The 20814-nt window shown below is 43.3% G+C and carries 17 protein-coding genes; 9 read left to right on the top strand and 8 right to left on the bottom strand.

From position 1 onward, the window contains the following. Window positions 1-98: 98 nt before the first annotated feature. From NH399_RS12830 to NH399_RS12810, 5 genes are all read right to left on the bottom strand, one after another. Window positions 99-2081: a flotillin family protein gene (locus tag NH399_RS12830; RefSeq protein WP_253040633.1), complete on the bottom strand. Its 1983-nt coding sequence runs from the start codon at window positions 2079-2081 to the stop codon at window positions 99-101. Between the two features lie 30 nt (window positions 2082-2111). Beyond that, complete coding sequence (locus NH399_RS12825) at window positions 2112-2759, bottom strand: OB-fold-containig protein (RefSeq protein ID WP_253040632.1); 648 nt, start codon at window positions 2757-2759, stop codon at window positions 2112-2114. 66 nt (window positions 2760-2825) lie between these two features. Further along, the gene (locus NH399_RS12820; RefSeq protein ID WP_253040631.1) at window positions 2826-3374 is read right to left on the bottom strand and encodes a rhomboid family intramembrane serine protease; all 549 of its coding nucleotides are present in this window, start codon (window positions 3372-3374) and stop codon (window positions 2826-2828) included. A 216-nt stretch (window positions 3375-3590) separates the two neighbouring features. After that, window positions 3591-4688 carry an acyltransferase gene (locus tag NH399_RS12815; RefSeq protein WP_253040630.1) on the bottom strand — a complete coding sequence of 366 codons (1098 nt, stop codon included), beginning with the start codon at window positions 4686-4688 and terminating at the stop codon, window positions 3591-3593. Between the two features lie 160 nt (window positions 4689-4848). Continuing rightward, window positions 4849-5454 (bottom strand): hypothetical protein, encoded by a 606-nt coding sequence (locus NH399_RS12810; protein WP_253040629.1) that lies wholly within the window; start codon window positions 5452-5454, stop codon window positions 4849-4851. A gap of 184 nt (window positions 5455-5638) precedes the next feature. Here NH399_RS12810 and NH399_RS12805 point away from each other — a divergent pair, with 184 nt between their 5' ends. Next, window positions 5639-6172 carry a PH domain-containing protein gene (locus NH399_RS12805; protein ID WP_253040628.1) on the top strand — a complete coding sequence of 178 codons (534 nt, stop codon included), beginning with the start codon at window positions 5639-5641 and terminating at the stop codon, window positions 6170-6172. Between the two features lie 34 nt (window positions 6173-6206). Here NH399_RS12805 and NH399_RS12800 read toward each other — a convergent pair whose 3' ends face one another. The 3 genes from NH399_RS12800 to NH399_RS12790 all read right to left on the bottom strand — a co-directional run bounded on the left by NH399_RS12800 (window position 6207) and on the right by NH399_RS12790 (window position 9751). After that, window positions 6207-6557: an FHA domain-containing protein gene (locus NH399_RS12800; RefSeq protein ID WP_253040627.1), complete on the bottom strand. Its 351-nt coding sequence runs from the start codon at window positions 6555-6557 to the stop codon at window positions 6207-6209. Window positions 6558-6773: 216 nt separating this feature from the next. Continuing rightward, window positions 6774-7547 carry a PP2C family serine/threonine-protein phosphatase gene (locus NH399_RS12795; protein ID WP_253040626.1) on the bottom strand — a complete coding sequence of 258 codons (774 nt, stop codon included), beginning with the start codon at window positions 7545-7547 and terminating at the stop codon, window positions 6774-6776. A 2-nt stretch (window positions 7548-7549) separates the two neighbouring features. Continuing rightward, the gene (locus tag NH399_RS12790; protein WP_253040625.1) at window positions 7550-9751 is read right to left on the bottom strand and encodes a serine/threonine-protein kinase; all 2202 of its coding nucleotides are present in this window, start codon (window positions 9749-9751) and stop codon (window positions 7550-7552) included. Window positions 9752-10232: 481 nt separating this feature from the next. Between NH399_RS12790 and gpmI the strand changes: the two genes are divergently transcribed. The 8 genes from gpmI (at window position 10233) to NH399_RS12750 (ending at window position 20766) form a co-directional block, all read left to right on the top strand. Further along, complete coding sequence (gpmI, locus tag NH399_RS12785; RefSeq protein ID WP_253040624.1) at window positions 10233-11768, top strand: 2,3-bisphosphoglycerate-independent phosphoglycerate mutase; 1536 nt, start codon at window positions 10233-10235, stop codon at window positions 11766-11768. Between the two features lie 61 nt (window positions 11769-11829). Next, window positions 11830-12930 carry a murein hydrolase activator EnvC gene (locus NH399_RS12780; RefSeq protein WP_253040623.1) on the top strand — a complete coding sequence of 367 codons (1101 nt, stop codon included), beginning with the start codon at window positions 11830-11832 and terminating at the stop codon, window positions 12928-12930. Window positions 12931-13024: 94 nt separating this feature from the next. Then, entirely contained in the window at window positions 13025-14173 is a 1149-nt protein-coding gene (locus tag NH399_RS12775) for a S41 family peptidase (RefSeq protein ID WP_253040622.1), read from the top strand. A gap of 69 nt (window positions 14174-14242) precedes the next feature. After that, window positions 14243-14995, top strand: coding sequence for a divergent polysaccharide deacetylase family protein (locus NH399_RS12770; protein ID WP_253040621.1), 753 nt, complete (start codon window positions 14243-14245; stop codon window positions 14993-14995). Between the two features lie 219 nt (window positions 14996-15214). Continuing rightward, on the top strand, window positions 15215-16852 hold the full coding sequence (locus NH399_RS12765) for a hypothetical protein (RefSeq protein ID WP_253040620.1): 1638 nt from the start codon (window positions 15215-15217) through the stop codon (window positions 16850-16852). Between the two features lie 14 nt (window positions 16853-16866). Continuing rightward, window positions 16867-17382: a hypothetical protein gene (locus tag NH399_RS12760; RefSeq protein ID WP_253040619.1), complete on the top strand. Its 516-nt coding sequence runs from the start codon at window positions 16867-16869 to the stop codon at window positions 17380-17382. 267 nt (window positions 17383-17649) lie between these two features. Then, window positions 17650-18015, top strand: coding sequence for a hypothetical protein (locus NH399_RS12755; protein ID WP_253040618.1), 366 nt, complete (start codon window positions 17650-17652; stop codon window positions 18013-18015). A gap of 33 nt (window positions 18016-18048) precedes the next feature. Beyond that, the gene (locus tag NH399_RS12750) at window positions 18049-20766 is read left to right on the top strand and encodes an Ig-like domain-containing protein (protein ID WP_253040617.1); all 2718 of its coding nucleotides are present in this window, start codon (window positions 18049-18051) and stop codon (window positions 20764-20766) included. Window positions 20767-20814: the final 48 nt, after the last annotated feature.

Below are 20814 nucleotides of genomic sequence, written 5' to 3'. Positions count from 1 at the left end.
TAATCCTTTCAGATAGATATAAGGCGTAGGTATTCACACACTAAAAAAATTAGGCAGCCTTTGAATAAAAGCAAAGGCTGCCAGGTTTTTATATGACGTTATGCGTCGTTATCCGTTTCTTTTTTAGTGGGAGCACCACCTAGAAACTTCTCTAACATAGCTTGAACTACTGGACTCTTATCAAGGAATCCATCTACGGCATTGCCCATACCCATGCCCTTTGCCAGCTTGTCAAAGTAGTCGCCCTGACCACCTACAATGTCGATGTTTGAGTTTTCTAGAGCAGTAGAGATAACCTCTGCCTGGTCTTTAGCCACAGACTTGTTTGCATCAATCTTTGCCATAATCTCTTTTAAGTGAGCATCCAGGTTCATCTTGAACTCTTCAAACTCTCTTGCTTCAACACTCATATTGTTCATGGCTTCGAACTTTTCAATCAGACCCTGAGCTTCTGAGCTGGCTTTTTGTTTGATGATACTGGCTTCAGCCATACCTTTTTGCTCGATGACTGCCGCGTCAGCAATTCCTTTTTCTCGATTTGCTTTCGCTTCCGCTAAACCAATCTGCTCGTTACCTTTGGCTTCTGCTTGCAGTTTTTCTTCTAGAACTTTAGCTTCGGCAAACCCTTGTTTTTCGTTTGCTTCGGCTTCCGCTTCCATAACACGAGCTTTTGCTAAACCCTCTTTCTCCATCGCATCGGCCTTGGCTTCGATGATTTTTGCTTCTGCTAGCCCGTCTGCAGCGATTTCGGCTTGTTTACCTTCTGCCAGCTTTTTAGCTGCTTCTGCTTGCTTTGCAGCCGCTTCCAGCTCTGCTTGAGCCATCATATTGATTTCTTTGGCGCGGAATTTGGCTGATTCTTCCTCGGCTTCAGCACGCTTCACAGAGTAGATAAGTTCTTCGTTTGCTTTCGCTTCTGCTTCAAGAATTTTTACCTGCTTACTACGTTCTGCTTCCTGGATTTCTTTAACTTCTTTGATGCGTTCTTCTTCTTCGGCAACTTTCTTCTCTACCGCGATACGCTCACTGATGGTATTGGCAATGAGTTTGCGTTCTTCTTCCAAAGCTTTTTCTTTAGAGATGCGCTCAAGTTCGACTTCTCGTTCACGGTTAACGGCTTCGAGCTCTTTTGCTTTAATCACTTTTTCTTCTTCGATGATTACAGCGCGCTCGCGGTTTTTCTCGGCAACTTCAACCTGACGCAGTTTGTTCTCTTCGCGAATAGCGATCTTCTCATCGGCAGAAATACGCGCTTCTTCTGATTTTTCGCGCTCTTCCGATTGAATCTTTAATGTTTCGGCTTCTTCTCTTGCCTGTATAGTTGCAACTTCTCGCTGTTGGCGTGCTTCTGCATCGGCTTCCTGGCGTTGAAGTTCTAACATAGATTCTTTGGTCTCTACGTTCTTTTTGGTGATTGCCAGTTCTTCGTCTTTTTCGAAACGATTGGTCTGGATATTTTGTTCGGCTGTGATTTCGGTAATTTTACGGATACCTTCCGAATCGAGAATGTTGTTTGGATCAAGTTGCGCTTTAGGCGTTTGCTCTAAATAGTCAATTGCGACATCTTCTAGGATATAACCATTTAAGTCGTCACCAATGACCTGAACGATGTTCTCTCGAAACTGAATTCGATTCTCGAACAGTTCTAAAAAGTCCATTTGTTTACCAACAGTTTTCAAAGCTTCTGAAAACTTGGCATTAAATAACTCGTTAACGGCGTCTTTATCTGAGGCACGATCAACACCAATCGATTTAGCTACTTTAAGTACGTCGTCACGGGTTTCGTTTACACGTAGGTAGAAGGCAACGGTAATATCGGCTCGCAGATTGTCTTTACAAATCAAGCCATCTTTAGCACGACGGTCGATTTCTAAGGTAATCAAAGAAATCTTCATAATTTCAGCTTTATGGAAAACCGGAATAACAACCGATCCTGTAAAGCTTACTTTGGGTTTGTTCGATATATTGTTGACAATTAATGCATAGCCTTGTGAGACTTTTCTGTAGACAGACGTAATGAATAGTAGAAATGCAATCAAGAATGCTATTGCTATTCCTGCCCAGATTAAGATATCGCTCATTGTTTTTCCTTCTCTTTTAAATAGTAATAATTAATTATTTGAATAGAATTCTGATTGGGTGATGACCTGGTAAGTGTTATTACTCGCATCGTAATCGATAATTACCGCCGTATCGCCCTTATTTAATTCGATATGATCATCGGCTCTTACTTTAATAATCAAACTGGCACCTTCGGTTTGGCACTCAGCTTCACCACTGGTTGGCGTTACTTTTAAAGATCGAACCTTGCACTCTTTGCCCATTAGATCTTTATCGCCTGAAGAACCATAAAGCTTCCTAAATAGTTTTCTTAAAGGGCGGATGGCCCAGGCCGTAATGGGAAGAGATAGTAAGAAGCTGCCCACCAAAGTGGCAATAGATAGTGATGTGTAAATGACACCACTGCCGAACCAAACGAGTAGGTATTTGGCTACGACATAAGATAAGGCCCAGGCAAAAAAGAAGAGTATGGTAATAACGATCAGTATGGGAACGCCAGTGAGCCCCAAAGTCGACAGTACTCCGGTAAACCCTGAAGGCTGAACATCCAGATCAACATCGAGATCGATGTCTACACTGAGAAAGTCCATATCGAACATACCGAGTACAACCAGTAACCAGCAACCACCTAATACGAGCATAATAGTCGTATAGATAGCTGTTGGAAAGCTACTGATAATTGCCACAAATGAATCCATTAAATCTATCCTCTACCTTTGCTTATTCTTATATTTTTCAATGTAATCTATTCGAACACTCAGCTGTCAGTAAGTGCTCGTTTTTTGTTTCATAAACTTAGTTAATGTCCAAGCGCATAAGACACCACTAATAAAACCTGCAATGTGTCCTTCGAAACTGATGTGTTCTCTGAAGTCCAGTAAAGTAAATATCAAACCGCCATAAAATAACAGGGTGAAAATACTAATTAAAATACCTCTAATTGATCGGGTGAACCAACCGTAGCTTAATAAAAAGCCCCAGTAACCCATAATCAAACCAGAAGCGCCTATGTGGATATTGGCTCGACCAAAGAACCACACCATAAGGCCACCTGCGATAACGACAAAAAGACTGACAAATAGCAGTGAGCGCGTTTGACTAACGAGAAAACCAAGTACTAATAGTGGAATGGTATTCCCTAATAAGTGGGCAAGCCCACCATGCAGAATGGGAGCGGTAAATATTCCATATAAGCGGTCGATATGACGCGGAATAAGACCATAGGTTCTTAATGAACCCCCAGTCACCTGGTTGATTATCTCAATAGCCCACAATAAAGCGACAAAGCCTAGTAACCATTTGAAATGGTTCATATTTTTAATCATTCTATGACCAACTTTATTTGTTAGTATGAATCAGTATAGGTTGTTGATTGAGGTCAAGCACCTCAATTATAGCTGCTAGCTCCATAATCCTTTTATAAAGCGAAAAAGCAGCACTGTGAAAATTGTCGTTTGCCTTACTTCTCTTAAATGAGTCTTTGCACTCAGTATTTTCTTACAAAATATTTCAAGCCTGATATCTGGTCATTATTTTTTCGATGGGTTGACGTTAAGAGATAATGGTTTCTCAACAATAATAAACAAACCGAATGACACAACCAGTGTCACAATAAAACAAGGTAACCACAACCACCAAAATAAATGGCTGAATTGATTTTGAGGCACTATGACATAGTTAATGACCATAAAGCTAGCTTTAAGTGCGAGACCATGAATGAGGTAGTAGGAGTAACTCATATTGCCCAGCCAGCGCAAAGGATCGAGCGTAAATAGACGAGCTGAGCCTGACTTATCTGGGCGACAGAATGGCTCCAGACAAGTAATCAAAAATAGTACGAAGAGCGCAACAACAGGGTAAATACCTTTCAACCCTAAATCAAACTTGTAGGCATATAAGATGACGCCAGCAAACAGTGCTATGACACCAGAGTAGCGAGGCAGTTGTACTGCATAGTGGCTCTTAAGCTCATACAGAATAATACCAGAGACAAACATCATTAAACGTAGCAAGCTGTCATCATAGATTTCGAATAATGCAAAACCAATGATGCTGCTCAATATCCAGAATATCAGTCGACTGTTGACTGTCCAGCGGCGTAGCTGAATGAGAAATATCAATAAAGGAATAAATAGATAATAGAAAAATTCGTAGCTGAGCGACCAGGCGACAGTGATTATCGGGGTGATATCAAACATGCCCGGTAGTAAGAAAAAGTTTTGCAGAATAAAAACAATAGCTTCGTTGGTTTCTGCTGGAATCTTGCTTTGAGCAGGTAACGCAAAGGAGAGAGCCAGATAAATCAGAAAAACAGCGATAAAAGTTGGATAAATTCTGACCACTCGACGCTTTAAATAGGGGAGTGGTTGCGTTGGGCGCTTTATCAGAGAGCCATAAATAAGAAATCCACTCAAGACAAAAAATAAATCAACACCAGTATTGCCCAGGCGGTGAAGCCACTCTAATGATTCTGCCGCAAAGGATTCAAGTTGAATATATGGTTCAACCAATGCGCAGTAGTGGACGATGAATACTAAAAAAACAGCGATACCTCGAAGCCCTTCCATTGAACGGAGTGGGGTGTGATTACCATGAGAAATTTCGAGTTGTTGAACAATCCAATTCATTCATTGCTTCCTGAGTATTCATGAGATAAAGCATGCCACATGAGCACGGGGGCATATAATAACGGCTTATGGAAGGTTCGACAATCGATGAATCTCGGGAGTAAATAGCAGAGAGTTTGCTGATGGAGGTGCTTCTGGCATCCTTGCCTTATTTTAGAGGCTATTCCTTAGCTAAAGGCTCCTCACTAGGAGAAGCTGAGCGATTGATGCGTTCCAATACCCTTTGCGCATTAGGTGAGCGTTTGATCCCTGCCTTAACCAGTTTGTTTTCGAGTTCCTTCTCTTCTTCCGATAAGTCGTATTCCCCACTTATAACACGCATTTCTTGCTCAGCTTGAGCCGCTTTCATCAATGAAAGATTCGTATCCTTATGTTTTAACAGGCTCATAGTTTCTTTAATTTGAGTCTCCAACTGATTGATATATTGAGAGAACATCCTTAGTTCAGTGGTTAGGTCATGTTGCTCATTGCGCAAATGGTTAAGTTGTTGCTCAATGTCTGCCAACAGTTGACTAGGGTTCTGTGACTCCAGTTGCGCGTGGCTTTTTTCGTAGAACGCAATGGACTCCGTAATTTTGTCTTTGCGTCGACGGCAATCTTTTTGTTGTACGATTAACTCAATCAGCGCGTCTTCTGCCTGGGCCAGGTACTCTTTGGCATCATGGAGCTCTTGATGGCATAAGCGCTGTTGCTCTAGAGAAAAGAGCGCGCTTTGAAGCGTCCTCTCTATGCTGCCTGTCAGTGCTTTTTTTGGTGACTGGCTCATGTTGCCTCCTGTTGTTAGCCGCTGAGAGCTAAATGACATAATATGTCTATAATGTAGCTCGAAGAGACATATTATGTCAATTCTTTTTTTAAATAATCTTAATCTTCGCTGAATGACTATTTATGAATCGGTATTGGATGTTATAACGGGAGACTGAAACTCGAATTTGGTTATAGGCAAAGTCATGTCAAAGACGCCCAAAGTATTAAAAGAAGCAACTTTTAACCCCAAAGTGAAAATATATTGGCTGTTTAGTGTCAGTGTTATTCTGGCCATTACACTTTTTGGGATTCCCTTTCTTATTTTGTGGCTGTTGATCGGCAGCCTGCTCACTCAACGCTATTTAGATAACATGAGCTGCGTATTGACCGAGAAGTCTCTGAAAGTCAAAAAGGGCCTTTGGGTTAAAGTAGAGAAAAATATCCCTCTGGATCAAATAACGGATATTGGTCTGGTAGAAGGGCCCATTATGCGGATGTTTAAGTTAAAGCAAATTACGGTTGAAACTGCCGGGCAATCGTCGCAAGGGCCTTTAATCACTTTGATTGGTATTGTTGGCACCGACGAATTTAGAGACAGTGTTCTTAAACAGCGAGACATATTGATAGAAAATCTAAACGCTGCTGACGATGCTCCATCGGGTGAAGAAGGGGTGACTGAGCTGCTCAGTGAGATCCGTGATATCTTGAAGCGGCTAGAGCATAAAAAGACACTCTAGCGGCTTCTCTAAATCCTTGTGATAGGGTTTCAAGCTAGTCTTGTAGTATTACAGCTGTTCTTTCAAGGTTTCGTTGAGTCTCATCTACAAAACGAAACTGATTGTAGCCAACTTCAATCAAATCGTTGTGGAACAGCTGCTGCAACGAAATTTTATTGCCATTTACTTTGGTCGCATTGGTGCTTTTGAGATCTTCGAGCACAAATCGTATTGCATTTTCCATGTAAGGATCATTAGTTTTATGGACGATGGCATGAGATGAGCTAACGGTTTGTTCTTCGATCTGGATCATATTGTCCGGCGAACGGCCGATAGTCGTTGCATCGTCGTTCAGCTCAAACTTATTTACCACTACATCATCTACCACAAGAGCCAGATAGGCCATAGTCTTCTCCAGTATTACTCGATGCAAAGCCCGTTGATTGAGCCTGTGCAGTTATTTCAATTCTTCCCAATATGGGATGGTTGGCATTATTTGTGGGACGGCATTTGATGTCAAGGCAGCAGCCTGTCACCTTTTTTCTGTGACTATAGTATCTGCAATTAGCTGCTTAGGTATGTGAACTGTTTAAAAGAATGTCATTTTTAACGTTTTGGCACGTCAACTTTCGGTAGAGCTATCTACCCACTCTGCAAGAATCAAAGAGACGTTGTCTGGGGCGCCGGCAGCGAGGCTTTCATCCAACAACAGTTGGGTTTGTTCACTCAGCTCGTTGGCTTTGCCTATGGTTCTTTCTATTTGCACATCATCAAGACAGGCGGTTAATCCATCGCTGCATAAAAGCAGTGTGGTATTGGGTTGTAGTTCTAGCTTTATCAAGTCAGGCTTAATGGTTTTCTTGGCTCCTAATGCTTGTGTTAGAACGTTTCGGTATCGCGCATCAAGGCCTTCTTCGCTTTGCTGTTTATCTAGCCACTCTTGTAAAACGCTGTGATCTTTTGTGAGTTGCTGAATATTTTTGTTATTGATGGTGTAGCAGCGAGAATCTCCGATATTGATGACCCAAAGCGTTTGTTGGCGAGCAATAATTCCGGTCAGAGTAGTACCCATGCCTTGCTCTGCCGGATTACGAGCACCTCTTTCGAGAATCGATTGGTGTATTCGTTCAATGCACTCTAGTAGTGCATTACCAATAAAATCTTCGTCTTCTGTTTCTTTTAAAGTGTGTTGCAAAAAGGTGTCAAAAAAATCTATGAACAAAGTTCGAGCAATGGAACTTGCGACTTCGCCAGCGGCATGGCCTCCCATTCCGTCGGCGACGACAGCACATAAATATTGATCATCTTGTGATGTTATCCAACCAATCGAATCTTCGTTATTTTTTCTTTTTTTTCCTGTATCCGAAACACCTGCAATAGTCCATTGATAGCTCATTATTAGGTCGCATCCATTTTAAAGTCTCGTTTCAATGCGCTGATCAGTGTTTGGCGCATTTCTTCCATTGATTGATAACGTTTTGTTTTGTCTTTTTGCAGAGCCTTGTTGATAATTCGACTGGCGCTGGCTGGTAATTCTGGTCTGAGTTTTCTTATCGGTTCATGTTTTTTACTGCTGATCTGCAATGCTACCGTAGCAATCGATTCTCCGTTAAAAGGTAACTCACCCGTTAAAAGCTGATAGAAAGTAATGGCCAGGCTAAATTGATCGCTGCGGCCATCAACTTTCTCTCCACGCACCTGCTCTGGTGACATGTAATAAGGACTACCTAGTATTGCTCCGGTTTTGGTTTTGCTGTTATCAGTAAGACAGGCAATGCCAAAATCCGTCACTATGACTTTTTGCTGTTCATCATCATAAACAATATTAGCGGGTTTAATATCTCGATGAACAACGCCTTCTTGGTGAGCATAAGCTAAAGCCGAGGTAATTTGAATCATTAATTGATAAATTAACGGGATCGGAAGTAATCGATTGAACTGAATGTATTGATCCAGTGGAGCCCCGGTCAGAAAATCCATCGCAATATAAGACAGCTCATGATCTTCACCTACATCATAAATGGTAACGATGTTAGGGTGTTTGAGTTTGCCAGCAGTCTCTGCTTCTCTAAAAAAACGCGCTCTTGCTTCGGCTTCGGCATCACCACTGAATTCATTACTCAGGGCCAGAGTTTTAATCGCTACCTGACGATTTATCGCAGGATCGATGCCTTCATAGACAACACCCATCGCGCCACTGCCCAGCACTCGCTCGATTTGATAACGACCTAGTGAAGGAGGTAACAGGTCGTCATTAGACATAATCAGAGTTTTATCCATCGAAGCCGAGGCCGACATAGAAAGTGCCTGTTTCTGCAAAGCTTCGATACTTTCTATTTTTTGCTGACAATCTTTGTAATTCTTTTGTGATTTCTCGATATCTTGATAGATCAGTAACGCTTGATGAAAATCTCTCTTACGTTCACATTGTTGGGCTAAGTCATAGCTTTTTGAACGTTTAGCTTCAGAGTCGGGAAGTCGAGTAAGTAGCTCCCAACTTTGTTCCAGCTGGCCGGAGTGCAGTTTCATTTCTGCAGTTTCTAAGAGCAGAACCTGAAGTTCTTGTTTTTGTAAAAAGAAAGGTCGCTGGTGCCGTTTTTCCATCAAGGCAAAAAAGAAAGCGCCCAAATAAGCTATCAGTAATTCTGGTAATGGTAGCCATTGTTTATAATGTACTAACTCAAACCATTGCCACCCACCGAGAGCGACCAGGAGAGTGATGAGAAACCCTAAAGCAACCCAGAGCTTTTTGCTGATGGTCATATTAAAAAGCAATAATGCAACTATTAAACCCAAAGCCAGTATTACCCAGGTATAGTTAGATTCTGTGACCTGTTGTTGATGATAAAGGCGAGTGATGTTACTCACAAAATCGGTTGCTTGTGCAGGAGCTGTAGCAAATAAAATAACATTGTGTTTAGTTGGATTAAGCAAGTAGTCCGCTAAAGACTGCTGCTTTATCTCTACGGGTGTCTCCGGTAACCAGACGCTGCCATTAGCGTTTAAAGCTAAATATCCAGTGTCTAGAAATAATGTCGATGCATTGTCATTAGTGCGCAGGTTTGAATGCTGTTTGAGCTGAGCCCAGACTAATAGTTCGAGGCTTGCTAAAGGTTTTGATGAACTATGATGAATTAGTTCAAGATTTTGCACATCGTTTTGTGTTGTAGGGGCTGGCAATTGATAAGTTAGTTCTTGATACCAATGAGTCTTGTAGGTTGGGTCTACCTCCAGCTCTACTGATGGCTGTGCCGTCAAATTAAATTGCTTAAGAGGCCATGATGGAGTTTCTTCTAATAGAGTGTGGTAGTGCTTATTTGGCCACACTATCGTATGAGGTCGATGTTGCTTGAGGACATTGGCAAGCTCTTGTTCTGTCGTTGTGCTGAGCTGTGATGCGTCCAGTGTCACTAAAGTAATTGGTGCGCGAATGGTTGTTGGCCAATTAACAAGGTTATAGGTCAGGTTTTTCCAGTCTGTGAGTAAGGGCTGTAACCAAGGAGTGAAGCGCGCGAAGGTGAGCAGGGCAAACCCACTGATAAGTAATATCAGCCAGCCACTACTCCATAGAGATAACTTGGAAGATGGGGTCGAGGTCATTGAGCACTAACTTTTAACAAGGCGAAGCACCGAGCCGTGACGAACAAAGCTATTCGGTAAGCAAGTTGATTAGTCGCATCGTTACCAGAGGCTGGCTGCCTTTTTGGTAAACGAAAATGGGCTTGAGCATTAAGAAAATTCAGCATTTTGTTGTTATATTCACCACTATCAGTTCAGTGTAACACGTCTCGGATTGGGCTGGTGCATGGCGTTTTATGCCCGTCGCCTTTCAAGGTGCAGCGCTGATGTTCAAGTTGCAGCGCTGCGCGCACTCACACCAATCACTGAGTGTGTCTAAGCTCAGGGGATTCGCTTGCTGGCCGCCTACCTGCACCTTGAAATACTTTGGGTATATACCATTGCCGCTTATCGTAAAGTAGAGGAAGTTAGGGTTTAATCATTTGCAACCCTCAATTTCTTCTTATTCTCATGTATAATCGGCAACCAGATGTAATTTTGACAACAGAGAAGTGGGAGTTCAATGAGTTTTCAACCAAAACCGATGGTATTGCTGGTATTGGATGGCTGGGGCTACAGTGAGTCTGAGGCGCATAATGCGATTATGGCAGCGAATACACCTAATTGGGATAAAATTTGGTCAAGTTATCCTAAGACATTAATTTCTGGTTCTGGGTTGGATGTTGGACTGCCTCACGGACAAATGGGCAACTCTGAAGTCGGTCACCTTAACCTTGGTGCAGGCCGAGTGGTTTATCAGGACTACACACGCATTACCAAGTCTATTGAAGACGGCGACTTTTTTGATAATGAAACTATTTTAGGGGCTGTTGATAAAGCGGTAGGCAGTGATAAGGCTGTGCATATCATGGGGTTGTTGTCTCCCGGCGGTGTGCACAGTCACGAAGAACATATTCTATCGATGATGGAATTGGCTGCAAAACGTGGCACCAAAAAAGTTTATGTTCATGCTTTTCTCGATGGGCGAGACATGCCTCCTCGAAGTGCTAAAGCGTCTTTGATTCGTTTTCAGGACAAAGCAGAAGAGTTAGGCGTTCCTGGTATCATTTCTATGGTTGGACGTTACTATGCGATGGATAGAGATCAACGCTGGGAACGTGTTCAAGCTGCTTACGATATGTTGACCCTGCGTAAGGCCGAATATCAATATGATGACACTTTAACCGCGTTAGAAGCCGCCTATCAGCGGGATGAAAATGACGAGTTTGTTAAGACTACCATTATCGGTGAGCATCCAGCGATTGAGTCAGGCGATGCGGTTATTTTTATGAATTACCGAGCGGATCGTGCACGCCAGTTGAGTCGTTCCTTTGTTGAGTCTGACTTTTCAGGTTTTGCGCGCGAAGCAACGCCTGAGCTTAGCGGGTTTGTGATGCTCACTCAGTACGCTGCCGATATTCCTGCTCCAGCAGCGTTTCCTCCTCTTAAGCATAAAAATGTATTGGGCGAATACTTGCAGTCTCTGGGGAAAAAACAACTCCGTATTGCTGAGACAGAAAAATATGCCCACGTCACCTTTTTCTTTAACGGCGGAGTAGAGCAACCTTTTGTTGGCGAAGAGAGAGAGCTGATTCCTTCGCCGCAAGTGGCAACTTATGATCTGCAACCCGAAATGAACGCCCCTTTAATGGCGGAGAAATTAGTTGAAGCTATTAAGGCTCAATCTTTTGATGTGATCATTGGAAATTTTGCTAACCCCGATATGGTCGGACATACGGGTAACTTTGATGCAACGGTTAAGGCCATTGAAGCGATTGATCAGTGTTTAGGACAAATCGTTTCGGCGTTGCAAGAAGCTGGTGGCGAAGCATTGATCACGGCTGATCATGGTAATGCCGAAAAAATGGCAGATCCATCAACGGGTCAGGCGCATACGGCACACAGCTCCAATCCGGTACCTTTTGTTTTTGTTGGACGGGATGCTGAAGTGTTAGTGGACGATGGTGTGTTAGCTGATGTTGCACCAACGCTTCTTTCCTTAATGGGACTTGAAATTCCGGCAGAAATGACCGGACGTCCCATTATGTCTGTGCAATAGCTTTAAGTTATTTATGCTGTATTGGCGTCGTCTAATACTCAGTTTGCTAGGGCTTATCTTAATGATAAGCCCTGCTTTTGTTTTTGCCGCAGAAGAAAAGCAAACACGTGAAGAGTTAGAGCAAGTAAAAAAACAGATCCAGTCTGTGCAAAAGCGTTTAGGGAAAAAGCGCAAGCAATATGATGCCGCTGTGGTGTCTGTAAAAAAGAGTGAACAACAAATCAGTTCAGCAGCAAAAATTCTACGCTCTACCCAGCGACAGATAAAAAAAGAACGCAAGCTGCTGACTGAACAAAAAAGTAAACAGCGTCGATTAAGAAAGCAACGAGATGAGCATCAAGTTTTGTTGATGCGTCAGTTGCGTGCAGCTTACCTTAATGGCCATCAAGAATATGTCAAACTGTTATTGAATCAACAGCAGCCAGAAAAGCTAGGGCGTGTGTTGGTTTATTATGATTACTTAAATAAAGCTCGTACAAAAACTATTATGCAACTTGGCAACACGATCAGTGAGTTGCTTGTTGTTGAGCAAGATATTCAAAAAAGACTGGCCGAACTGAACGTATTGGAAGCTTCTCAAAAAGAAGAAAAAAGCCGTTTACTAGGATTAAAAAAGAAACGTCAGGTTGCGGTAAAAAAACTTTCATCGTCAATTTCTTCGCAAGGCAAACGCTTAGCTAGATTGCGTGAAAACGAAGTAGAGCTTGAGTCTTTATTGAATCAAATGCGCAAAGCATTAGAAGAAATATTGCAGCAACAAAGTTTATCCGGCCTTAAGTCTGTTAAAGGTCGTTTAAGCTGGCCTGTGAAAGGCAAGGTGACAACACGCTTCGGACAAAAATCTAGCCAGGGCTTAAAAAGTAATGGTATTCAAATTACTGCGCCAGAAGGTCGAGAGGTGGCTGCGGTTTATCATGGCCAGGTTGTTTTTGCCGACTGGTTGCGAGGATTTGGGCTGATGACCATTGTCGATCATGGCGATGGCTACATGAGTTTGTATGGAAACAATCAATCATTGTTTAAGGAAGTTGGAGACTGGGTAGAAGCGGGAGAGTTGATCGCGACCGTCGGTCAAAGCGGTGGACACAACGTTTCTGGATTGTATTTTGAAATTCGCCATCAAGGACAGGCAAAAAATCCACTGCGTTGGGTTCGTCGATAATATTTCCTGTATCGCTGTAACGGATAAGTATGTGGTGTAGTCAGGATCTGTGGACTATAGTTTTAAATAGGTCACTTATAAAGGAGCGCTAAAGATGGTTCGCTCTCGCCTGCTCACCCTACTGTTATTGGGCTGTGTTTATAGTGGTTTTTTGTTTGCCTCGGGTAAAACCGAAAAAGAGCAGATTCCGCTGAAAGAGCTTCGAGCATTTGCCGAAACTTATTGGCAGATTAAGCAATCTTATGTCGACGAAATTGACGACAGAACGCTTATCGAAGGTGCTATCAGTGGCATGTTGCAATCACTGGACCCTTATTCGAACTATCTTGATAAAAATGCATTAATGGATTTGCAGTCATCTTCTGATGGATTTTATGACGGGCTTGGTGTCGAAGTTGTTAACGAAAATCAGCAAGTTAAGATCGTTAATACATTAAACGACTCTCCTGCACAACGCGCAGGCATTATGGTGAATGATGTCATCACCGAAGTGAATCATGCTAAGGTCAAACTGGTTGGTGCCGATCGGGCCATCGAGCAAATGCGAGGTAAAGCAGGAGAAAGCATTCATTTGCGCATTAGCCGCGCCGGAAAACCTATCGACTTTACGCTGGTGCGAGAAAAGCTCGAAGTAAAAAGTGTCGCCCTGGACGAGGTTCGCCCTGGTTATTGGCACGCCAGAATATCTGTTTTCCAGCGTGACACTGGCTATGAACTATCAAGACAGTTGCGTCTCAATGCTATTCGTCCTGGGTTTAAAGGCTTAGTACTGGATTTACGGGATAATCCCGGCGGCGTTTTAAAGGCGGCAGTGGATGTAGTGGACCTGATGTTGGAACAAGGATTAATTGTTGTAACCGATGGTCGTGACCCCGATAGCAAGCAACGTTTTTACGCGAATCCTGGTGATGAGCTGGAGTCCATCCCACTGGTTGTTTTGATTAACAAAAACTCAGCATCGGCTTCCGAAATTGTTGCAGGGGCACTTCAGGATCATGGAAGAGCTATCATTGCAGGTAGCGAGTCTTATGGTAAGGGTGTGGTGCAATCGGTTTTGCCGATTCGTCATGACGCGGCGATTAAATTGACTACCTCTCGTTACTTTACTCCGAAAGGTCGTTCTATTCATGGTAAAGGCATATTGCCTGATGTGGCCATGGCTGAGCAAAGTGAAGCCGATCACGATTCCATATTAAATGAAGCCTTGGAGTTGCTTGTAAAGCATAGCCAGCGTAACCTTTGAGTTTTGGCTTTGTGTGTCGCGGAGTCTAGTGCGTATTGAGTGCAGAATAAGTCCGCAAAATCTAATTAAATGAATCTATTAAATACGCTTGCCCTATCGCTGTTGCTATTGGTATCTCCTGGCTTTGCTTTTGAGTTGGGTGAGCCTGTTCCGTTAAAGAAGTCACGCCTAATTATCATCATGGATGATCTGGGGGATAACTATCGCTTAGGGCGTCGAATTATTAATCTCCCTGTTCCTCTTAATATTGCTTTTTTGCCTAATACGCCTTTTGCCCGGAAGTTGGCTAATATGGCTAACGAACGCGGACATGATGTGATGTTGCACCTACCCATGGAAGCGACAACAAGACACGACCTGCTTGGTCAGGATGCGCTTAAATCGAGTCATTCTTATCAGGAGGCCATGACTATCTTCGAAGAGAATTTGGCCAGTGTGCCTCATGTTAGGGGCTTTAATAATCACATGGGCAGCCACTTAACAAAGCAGTCAGAACCCATGAAGTGGTTAATGGAAGAAGCCAGGCAGCGTGATTTGTACTTTGTTGATAGTCGAACCGTCGCAGGGTCTGTGGCTTTTTCTATTGCTTTGCACAATGGCGTGCCTGCGATCGCTCGAGATGTGTTTCTGGATCCGGTTTCTGCCAAAAAGAGCACCATTCGAGCGCAGCTAAAGAAAGCCATGAATATTGCGCAAAATAAAGGTGTGGCCGTCATTATTGGGCATCCATACCCAGAAACATTGGAAGTACTGGAGCAGGAGCTCCCCAATGTTTTACGGCATTTTGATGTTGTTAAGCTGTCAGACTTCTTCGGCGGTTAGTGTCTCTTCACGTAATTTGAGTCTTTGCTGACATTATTTTTTATCGAGTTTTCGACATTTAAAAAAATATTTACTTGGTTCTGATTGTTCATTCGAATAGAGTAGGCGATGGCCTTACTGTTACCTTATTGTCCTTGGGCAAAGGGCGTCTACATGATAAAAATCAGATGGGTAAGGTTTTTGGGGATTGCTGGTTTCTATTTTCAAGAGCATAAGTACATGATAATGAAATTAAAAAAGATTTTAGCGCTTAGTGTTGCGTTACTCATTGCCGGTTGTGGCGACGATAACATTGCTAAGGTTATTACTATCTCTGGGACTTTGACCTATGACCATGTGCCTCATGGTGCGAGTTTCCAGTTGGATTATGACAATACAGCAGCAAGTCCTATTCGTGGCGCTGTTGTACAATTACTTGATGCATCAGACAGTGTTGTAGAAACGACAGCATCCGATGGTTCTGGAAATTACAGTTTTCAGGTAGTGTTGCTCGATAATCAGTCTACCACTGGCAAAATACGTGTGTTGTCGCAAATGCTCCAAACCGGAACGCCTTCCTGGGACTTTTCTGTTGTCGACAATACCAATAGCAATGCCACTTATGCCTTAGATGGTGAGCAGTTTACCACTCAGGATTCACTGACCCAGAACCTCCATGCTGCGTCGGGTTGGGGCGGTACTGATTACACAGCACCTAGAGCGGCGGCACCCTTTGCTATATTGGATAGCATCTACATTGCTTACAACAAGATTCTAGAAGTGGATGCCGATGCCGCATTCCCAGCACTGCTTATCAACTGGAGTGTTGATAATGTGCCTTTTTCTGGCGATCTGGCTGCTGGGCAAATTGGTACTTCTTTTTATTCCGATGGCAACATCTATGTGTTAGGCGCATCGGATGCTGATACTGATGAGTATGATGGTCATGTGATTGTTCATGAGTGGGGCCATTACTTTGAAGATAAGTTTGCCCGCGCTGATTCTATTGGCGGTGCTCATAGTGGAGGCGATCGCTTAGATCCTCGTGTCGCTTTTGGCGAAGGCTGGGGTAATGCCTGGGCAGGAATGGCCACCGATGATTCTTTGTATCAGGATTCATTTGGGGTCGCTCAGGGTAATGGATTTGGTTTTGACGTAGAAAATAACAACAACACGAATCCTGGCTGGTTTAGTGAAGGCAGTGTTCAGTCGATTTTGTACGATTTATACGACACAACCAACGAAGGCGATGACAGCCTGAGTATGGGCTTTGCTCCTATCTATAACGTGCTGGTTGGTAATCAACGAACGACCAATGCATTCACCACTATTTTCTCGTTCATAACTTATCTAAAACAGGCCAATGCGAATGATTCTGCCGCTATTGATACGTTAGTTGGTGCGCAGAGCATTGTGAGCAGTTCCATGGATATTTATGGTTCTACCGAATCGAATGACGGTGGCGGTACGACCTTTGTATTGCCCATTTATACTGAGATGACAGTGGGTGGTGCTACCAAGGTGCTTTGCAGTACCGATCAGATTGGCGCTGCTTCTTCGTCAAAATTCAATAAGATTGGTGCCCGTCGTTTTGCCTACTTTAATGTTGCTGCGGATGGCGATTATCAGTTTACAGCGATATCACAGACCAATGATGGTGATCCCGATATCTTGATTTCTCGTGCAGGCGAGGCAATTAATCCTTGTTCAGCAACAGACGATAGAGGGTGTCTGGTTAATCGAGGAGAGGAGCGTCTGACGCTGACGTTAACCAGTGGTGATTATCTGGCAGAGGTTCTGGACTTTAACAACGTGGATAGCGGTGCAAGCGGTCGAGACAATTGCATTGATTTTACTATCGCAACGGCGACTAACTGATTTCGGAGATGACCATGAAATTGATTTCTTATTTAAGTGCTTTAGGGCTGATGTTCTCCATCTCTGCTATCGCCAAGGGCACTGAGACGTTTACGTCACCCGGTAAGCCATCGGCGCCTATCGAAATAAACATCAAAGAAGTGACTCGCTCTCACAAGATTGGTGAGGTTGCGCAAGTGGCTTTGAGTTTTAAGGTTCCACAAGCTGCTGAAAACTTAAAGGTTTCGGTAAAGTCTAAAGATGTAGGTAAGCTCTTACTGCAAGAGTCTGCTGAGTACTCATTGCAGAAGCAAACCTCAACCTTGAGCCAAGAGTTAACCGTTCAGGCTAACGTATTAGCAGAAGGGGTTCACTATTTAACGGTAGAAGCTTCTCTATGGCTCAATGGTGAAAAGCTGGCAAAGGTATTTGCAGTACCCGTTTCGACAAGTAACGCTAACCTAAAGCAGCAGTTGCAGCCTGAAGGTAAGCTAACGACGACCCCGGAAGGGAGAAAAGTCATTATTTTTAAGTCGAACTCCGGCAAGTAGCTCCCATATCCCCCTGGCTAGCTGATATCGGCTAGCCAAGGCCTCAAGTACCCAAAAATTCAACCTCTTAGTTAATGTGATATTCAGTTTAATTGTCTACACTGGTAAGCCTTAGCTAGACAATTGATGCCTGAGATAGTCAGTAGTGTGATCTGATTACAGGTATTTAGTCAAAATCAGTGAATAGTTCATAGCGAATATGTTGAATATTGTTCTAGTATTAATTCTTATTAACCATACAAATTAACCAGTTAAAGGTATTTTATAATGCAGCAGTTGCGTGTTTTTATCTTGGCTTTCTTCGCCGCCAGTCTTTTGCTTTTAGCAGGATGTAAAGAGGATGCTGCGAACAAAGCTATTGTTGTTCTAGATAAAAATAACCAAGAGTTGGTGACTATTTCTAAGCCTGAGTCTTTGGCTCTTCTCAATAAAATCTGGACAGAAAAGCAATCCGTTGTCACAAAAAAGCGTCCTGACTTTGATTATCAGGTAGAAATTAAAGACGGTGATAAGGTAGAAAAGTGGCTTTATTCCGCCAGCGGCTTTGCTACTTTGGCAGGAGACACTTATTCAACCATTTACCGCTTAGAGCAAGTTAAACAACTGAATCAGTTGATGAATTTATCCAAGTAGTATCTATCAAAACACAGAAGTGAGTTGTCGATAATGAATACATTTAAGAAAAGCGCGATTGCGGTCATTGTTGCCTCTGCGCTAGCCCCCATTGCAAGTTTTGCTGAGACAGTGAGTTACCATAGTGATCATCGAAACTCACCTAAATTGATGCTGAACGAGAAGTTCTCTCCTGTCGCTTCAAAAAATGCTCAAGACACTGTCGAGCAGTACCTCAAAGCAAACAGCGAGCGTTTTCACTTTGCTGCTGATTTGTCTAACCTGACACTACGCACCGTTAAAGAAAGTTTAACAGCAAAACACTACCACTATCAGCAAACATTGAACGGCATTAACGTTGATAAAGCTGAGATGATTGTTTCGGTTAATCTTAATACCGGACAAATCGATAAAGCCTATAACAATATCCACCCTGTGACAGAGCCTGTTGCTGCAACTAAATCAGTCATCACCGACATGCAGGCAATGGAGAATGCGTGGAAGCACATTCAAGGTAGTGGACAGCTTCAGTCTCAACCGACTGGTGAGTTGGTTTATGTTAATCAGAATGGTGAGTTTCGATTGGTTTATAAAGCTAGCCTGCTACCTTCCCTACCTCGTGGCGATTGGGAGCTTCTTGTTGATGCAACGAGTGGTGAAGTGCTTAAAACACGTCGTATCGATTTGCCTTTGAAAACCAATGCGAATGGCGCTGATGGCAAAAAGACCTGGAGCCAGTTTGCTAAGTCTGATTCTTTTGTTCCTTTTGCTGATGCATTAGCTGCCTGGGAGAAAAAATCAGCAGAAAAAGCGGCAAAAGCACAAGCAATGAAAGCTTATGCAATGAAAGCAGCCGGTACAGCATTAACGTTTGATCCTGATCCTCGTGCTACGCTTAACGATGCCAGTCTTGAAGACAATACGCCTGCGGCAACTTTTGACCCAGCGTACCTGACTCGTAACCTTCAGGACATTACCTTAAATTCAGGTACTTACTCATTAGTTGGACCTTGGGTTCAAATCATCGATTGGGATGCGCCTACCGCAGCTCCTAGTACAACGTCTGATGGTAACTGGACTGCCAAGCGTGGTAATCCTGCCTTTAATGATGCCAACACCTATTTCCACATCGATCAAAACCAGCGCTATATGCAGTCATTAGGTTTTACTGGCAACAAAGGCATCCAAGCAGGCTCTATGGAAATAGATGCCAACGGTGCAGACGGTGCCGACAACTCAGCTTATTATCCAGGTACTAATCGCTTGACTTTTGGTCATGGCTGTGTTGATGACAATGAAGATTCTGATGTTATCTTGCACGAATATGGCCATGCGATAAATTACAGCATTAACTCTAACTGGTCTGGTGGCGACACAGGCTCTATGGGTGAAGGTTTCGGTGATTATTGGGCGGGTTCTTATAGCTACAGTACGCCAAATGGTCAAACCTTTAATCCTAATTGGGTTTTCTCGTGGGATGGGCACAATAATTGTTGGGGCGGTCGTGTTATGAACCGTACTAACTTCCGCTATGATTCCAGTCAAACTTACGGTGCCCACCAAACCGTTAATGGACAGTTAGGTGATGAACTGTGGTCAACGCCAATCTTCCAGGCGTTAGTTGAACTGATGGCTGCAGGCCAGGCTCGTACCGAAATGGACCAAATCATTCTTGAGGCACAGTTTGGTTTAGGTGCTGGATTAAGAATGCCTGATTTGGCTAATGCTACAGTCCAAGCGGCTCAAACTCTGTTTCCTAACGGCCCTCATGCAGCTAAATATACGGAGAAGTTTCACCAGGTTGGAATAATAAATAATGCACCTATTGCACAAGTGGATAATTCTAATTTTTCTGTAGATGAGGGTACCTCTGTTCTTTTGGATGCGACAGGTAGCTCAGACCCTGATAATGACACAATAACGTATGCTTGGGTTCAAACATCAGGGCCTTCTATAGCACTAAACAACGCTTCTTCGGCACAAGCTACTTTTACAGCGCCAATGTTAACGAATGATGCTTCACTATCATTTCAGGTTACAGTTACCGACGAGCTTGGTGCGACGGGGTCTGCGGATGTGAATGTAATGGTTATTGATACCAATAATGCTCCAATTGCGCGAGTTGTGAATTCAAATATTGAAGTAGTTGAAGGTGACTCTGTTTCTCTGGATGCATCTAATAGTTCTGATCCTGACAATGATGCTTTGACTTATGCTTGGACTCAAACATCAGGGCCATCTGTGACGTTAAGCAATGCTTCCTCAGCGCAAGCGAGTTTTACCTCACCATCTGTAGCTGCTAATGTTTCGATGGAGTTTTCAGTGACAGTTACGGATACAAGCGGAAAAACAGACACAGCGATAGTTAATGTAAATATTACAGACAACGGCGGTAACAGTGCACCGGTTGCGCGAGTTGCCAGTGCGAGTATTTCGGTGGTTGAAGGTGGTTCTGTTTCTCTCGATGCGTCAAGCAGTTCTGATCCAGACAATGACACTCTGACTTATGCCTGGACTCAAACTTCAGGCCCTTCAGTGACTCTTAGCAATGCGTCATCAGCGCAAGCAAGCTTTACTGCACCAACAGTAACAGCGAATACCTCTATGGCGTTCCAGGTAACGGTAACGGATACCAGTGGTGCGACTGATACTGCGAGTGTTAACGTGACTGTGACTAATCAATCTACTGGAAACGGTGGTGGCGGAGGCGGTGGTGCCTTCGGAGCTGGCTTATTAGCTTTATTGCTCTTAGGTCGCCGTCGTTCTAAGTAGCATAGCGATAGATAAAAAAGCTCAGTTTATACTGTAATGCCGATCAGT

It is taken from the genome of Pleionea sp. CnH1-48 (genome assembly GCF_024124665.1).
In the GTDB taxonomy this organism is placed as follows: domain Bacteria; phylum Pseudomonadota; class Gammaproteobacteria; order Enterobacterales; family Kangiellaceae; genus JAMXSB01.
This window is presented reverse-complemented; position numbering and strand designations above follow the sequence as displayed.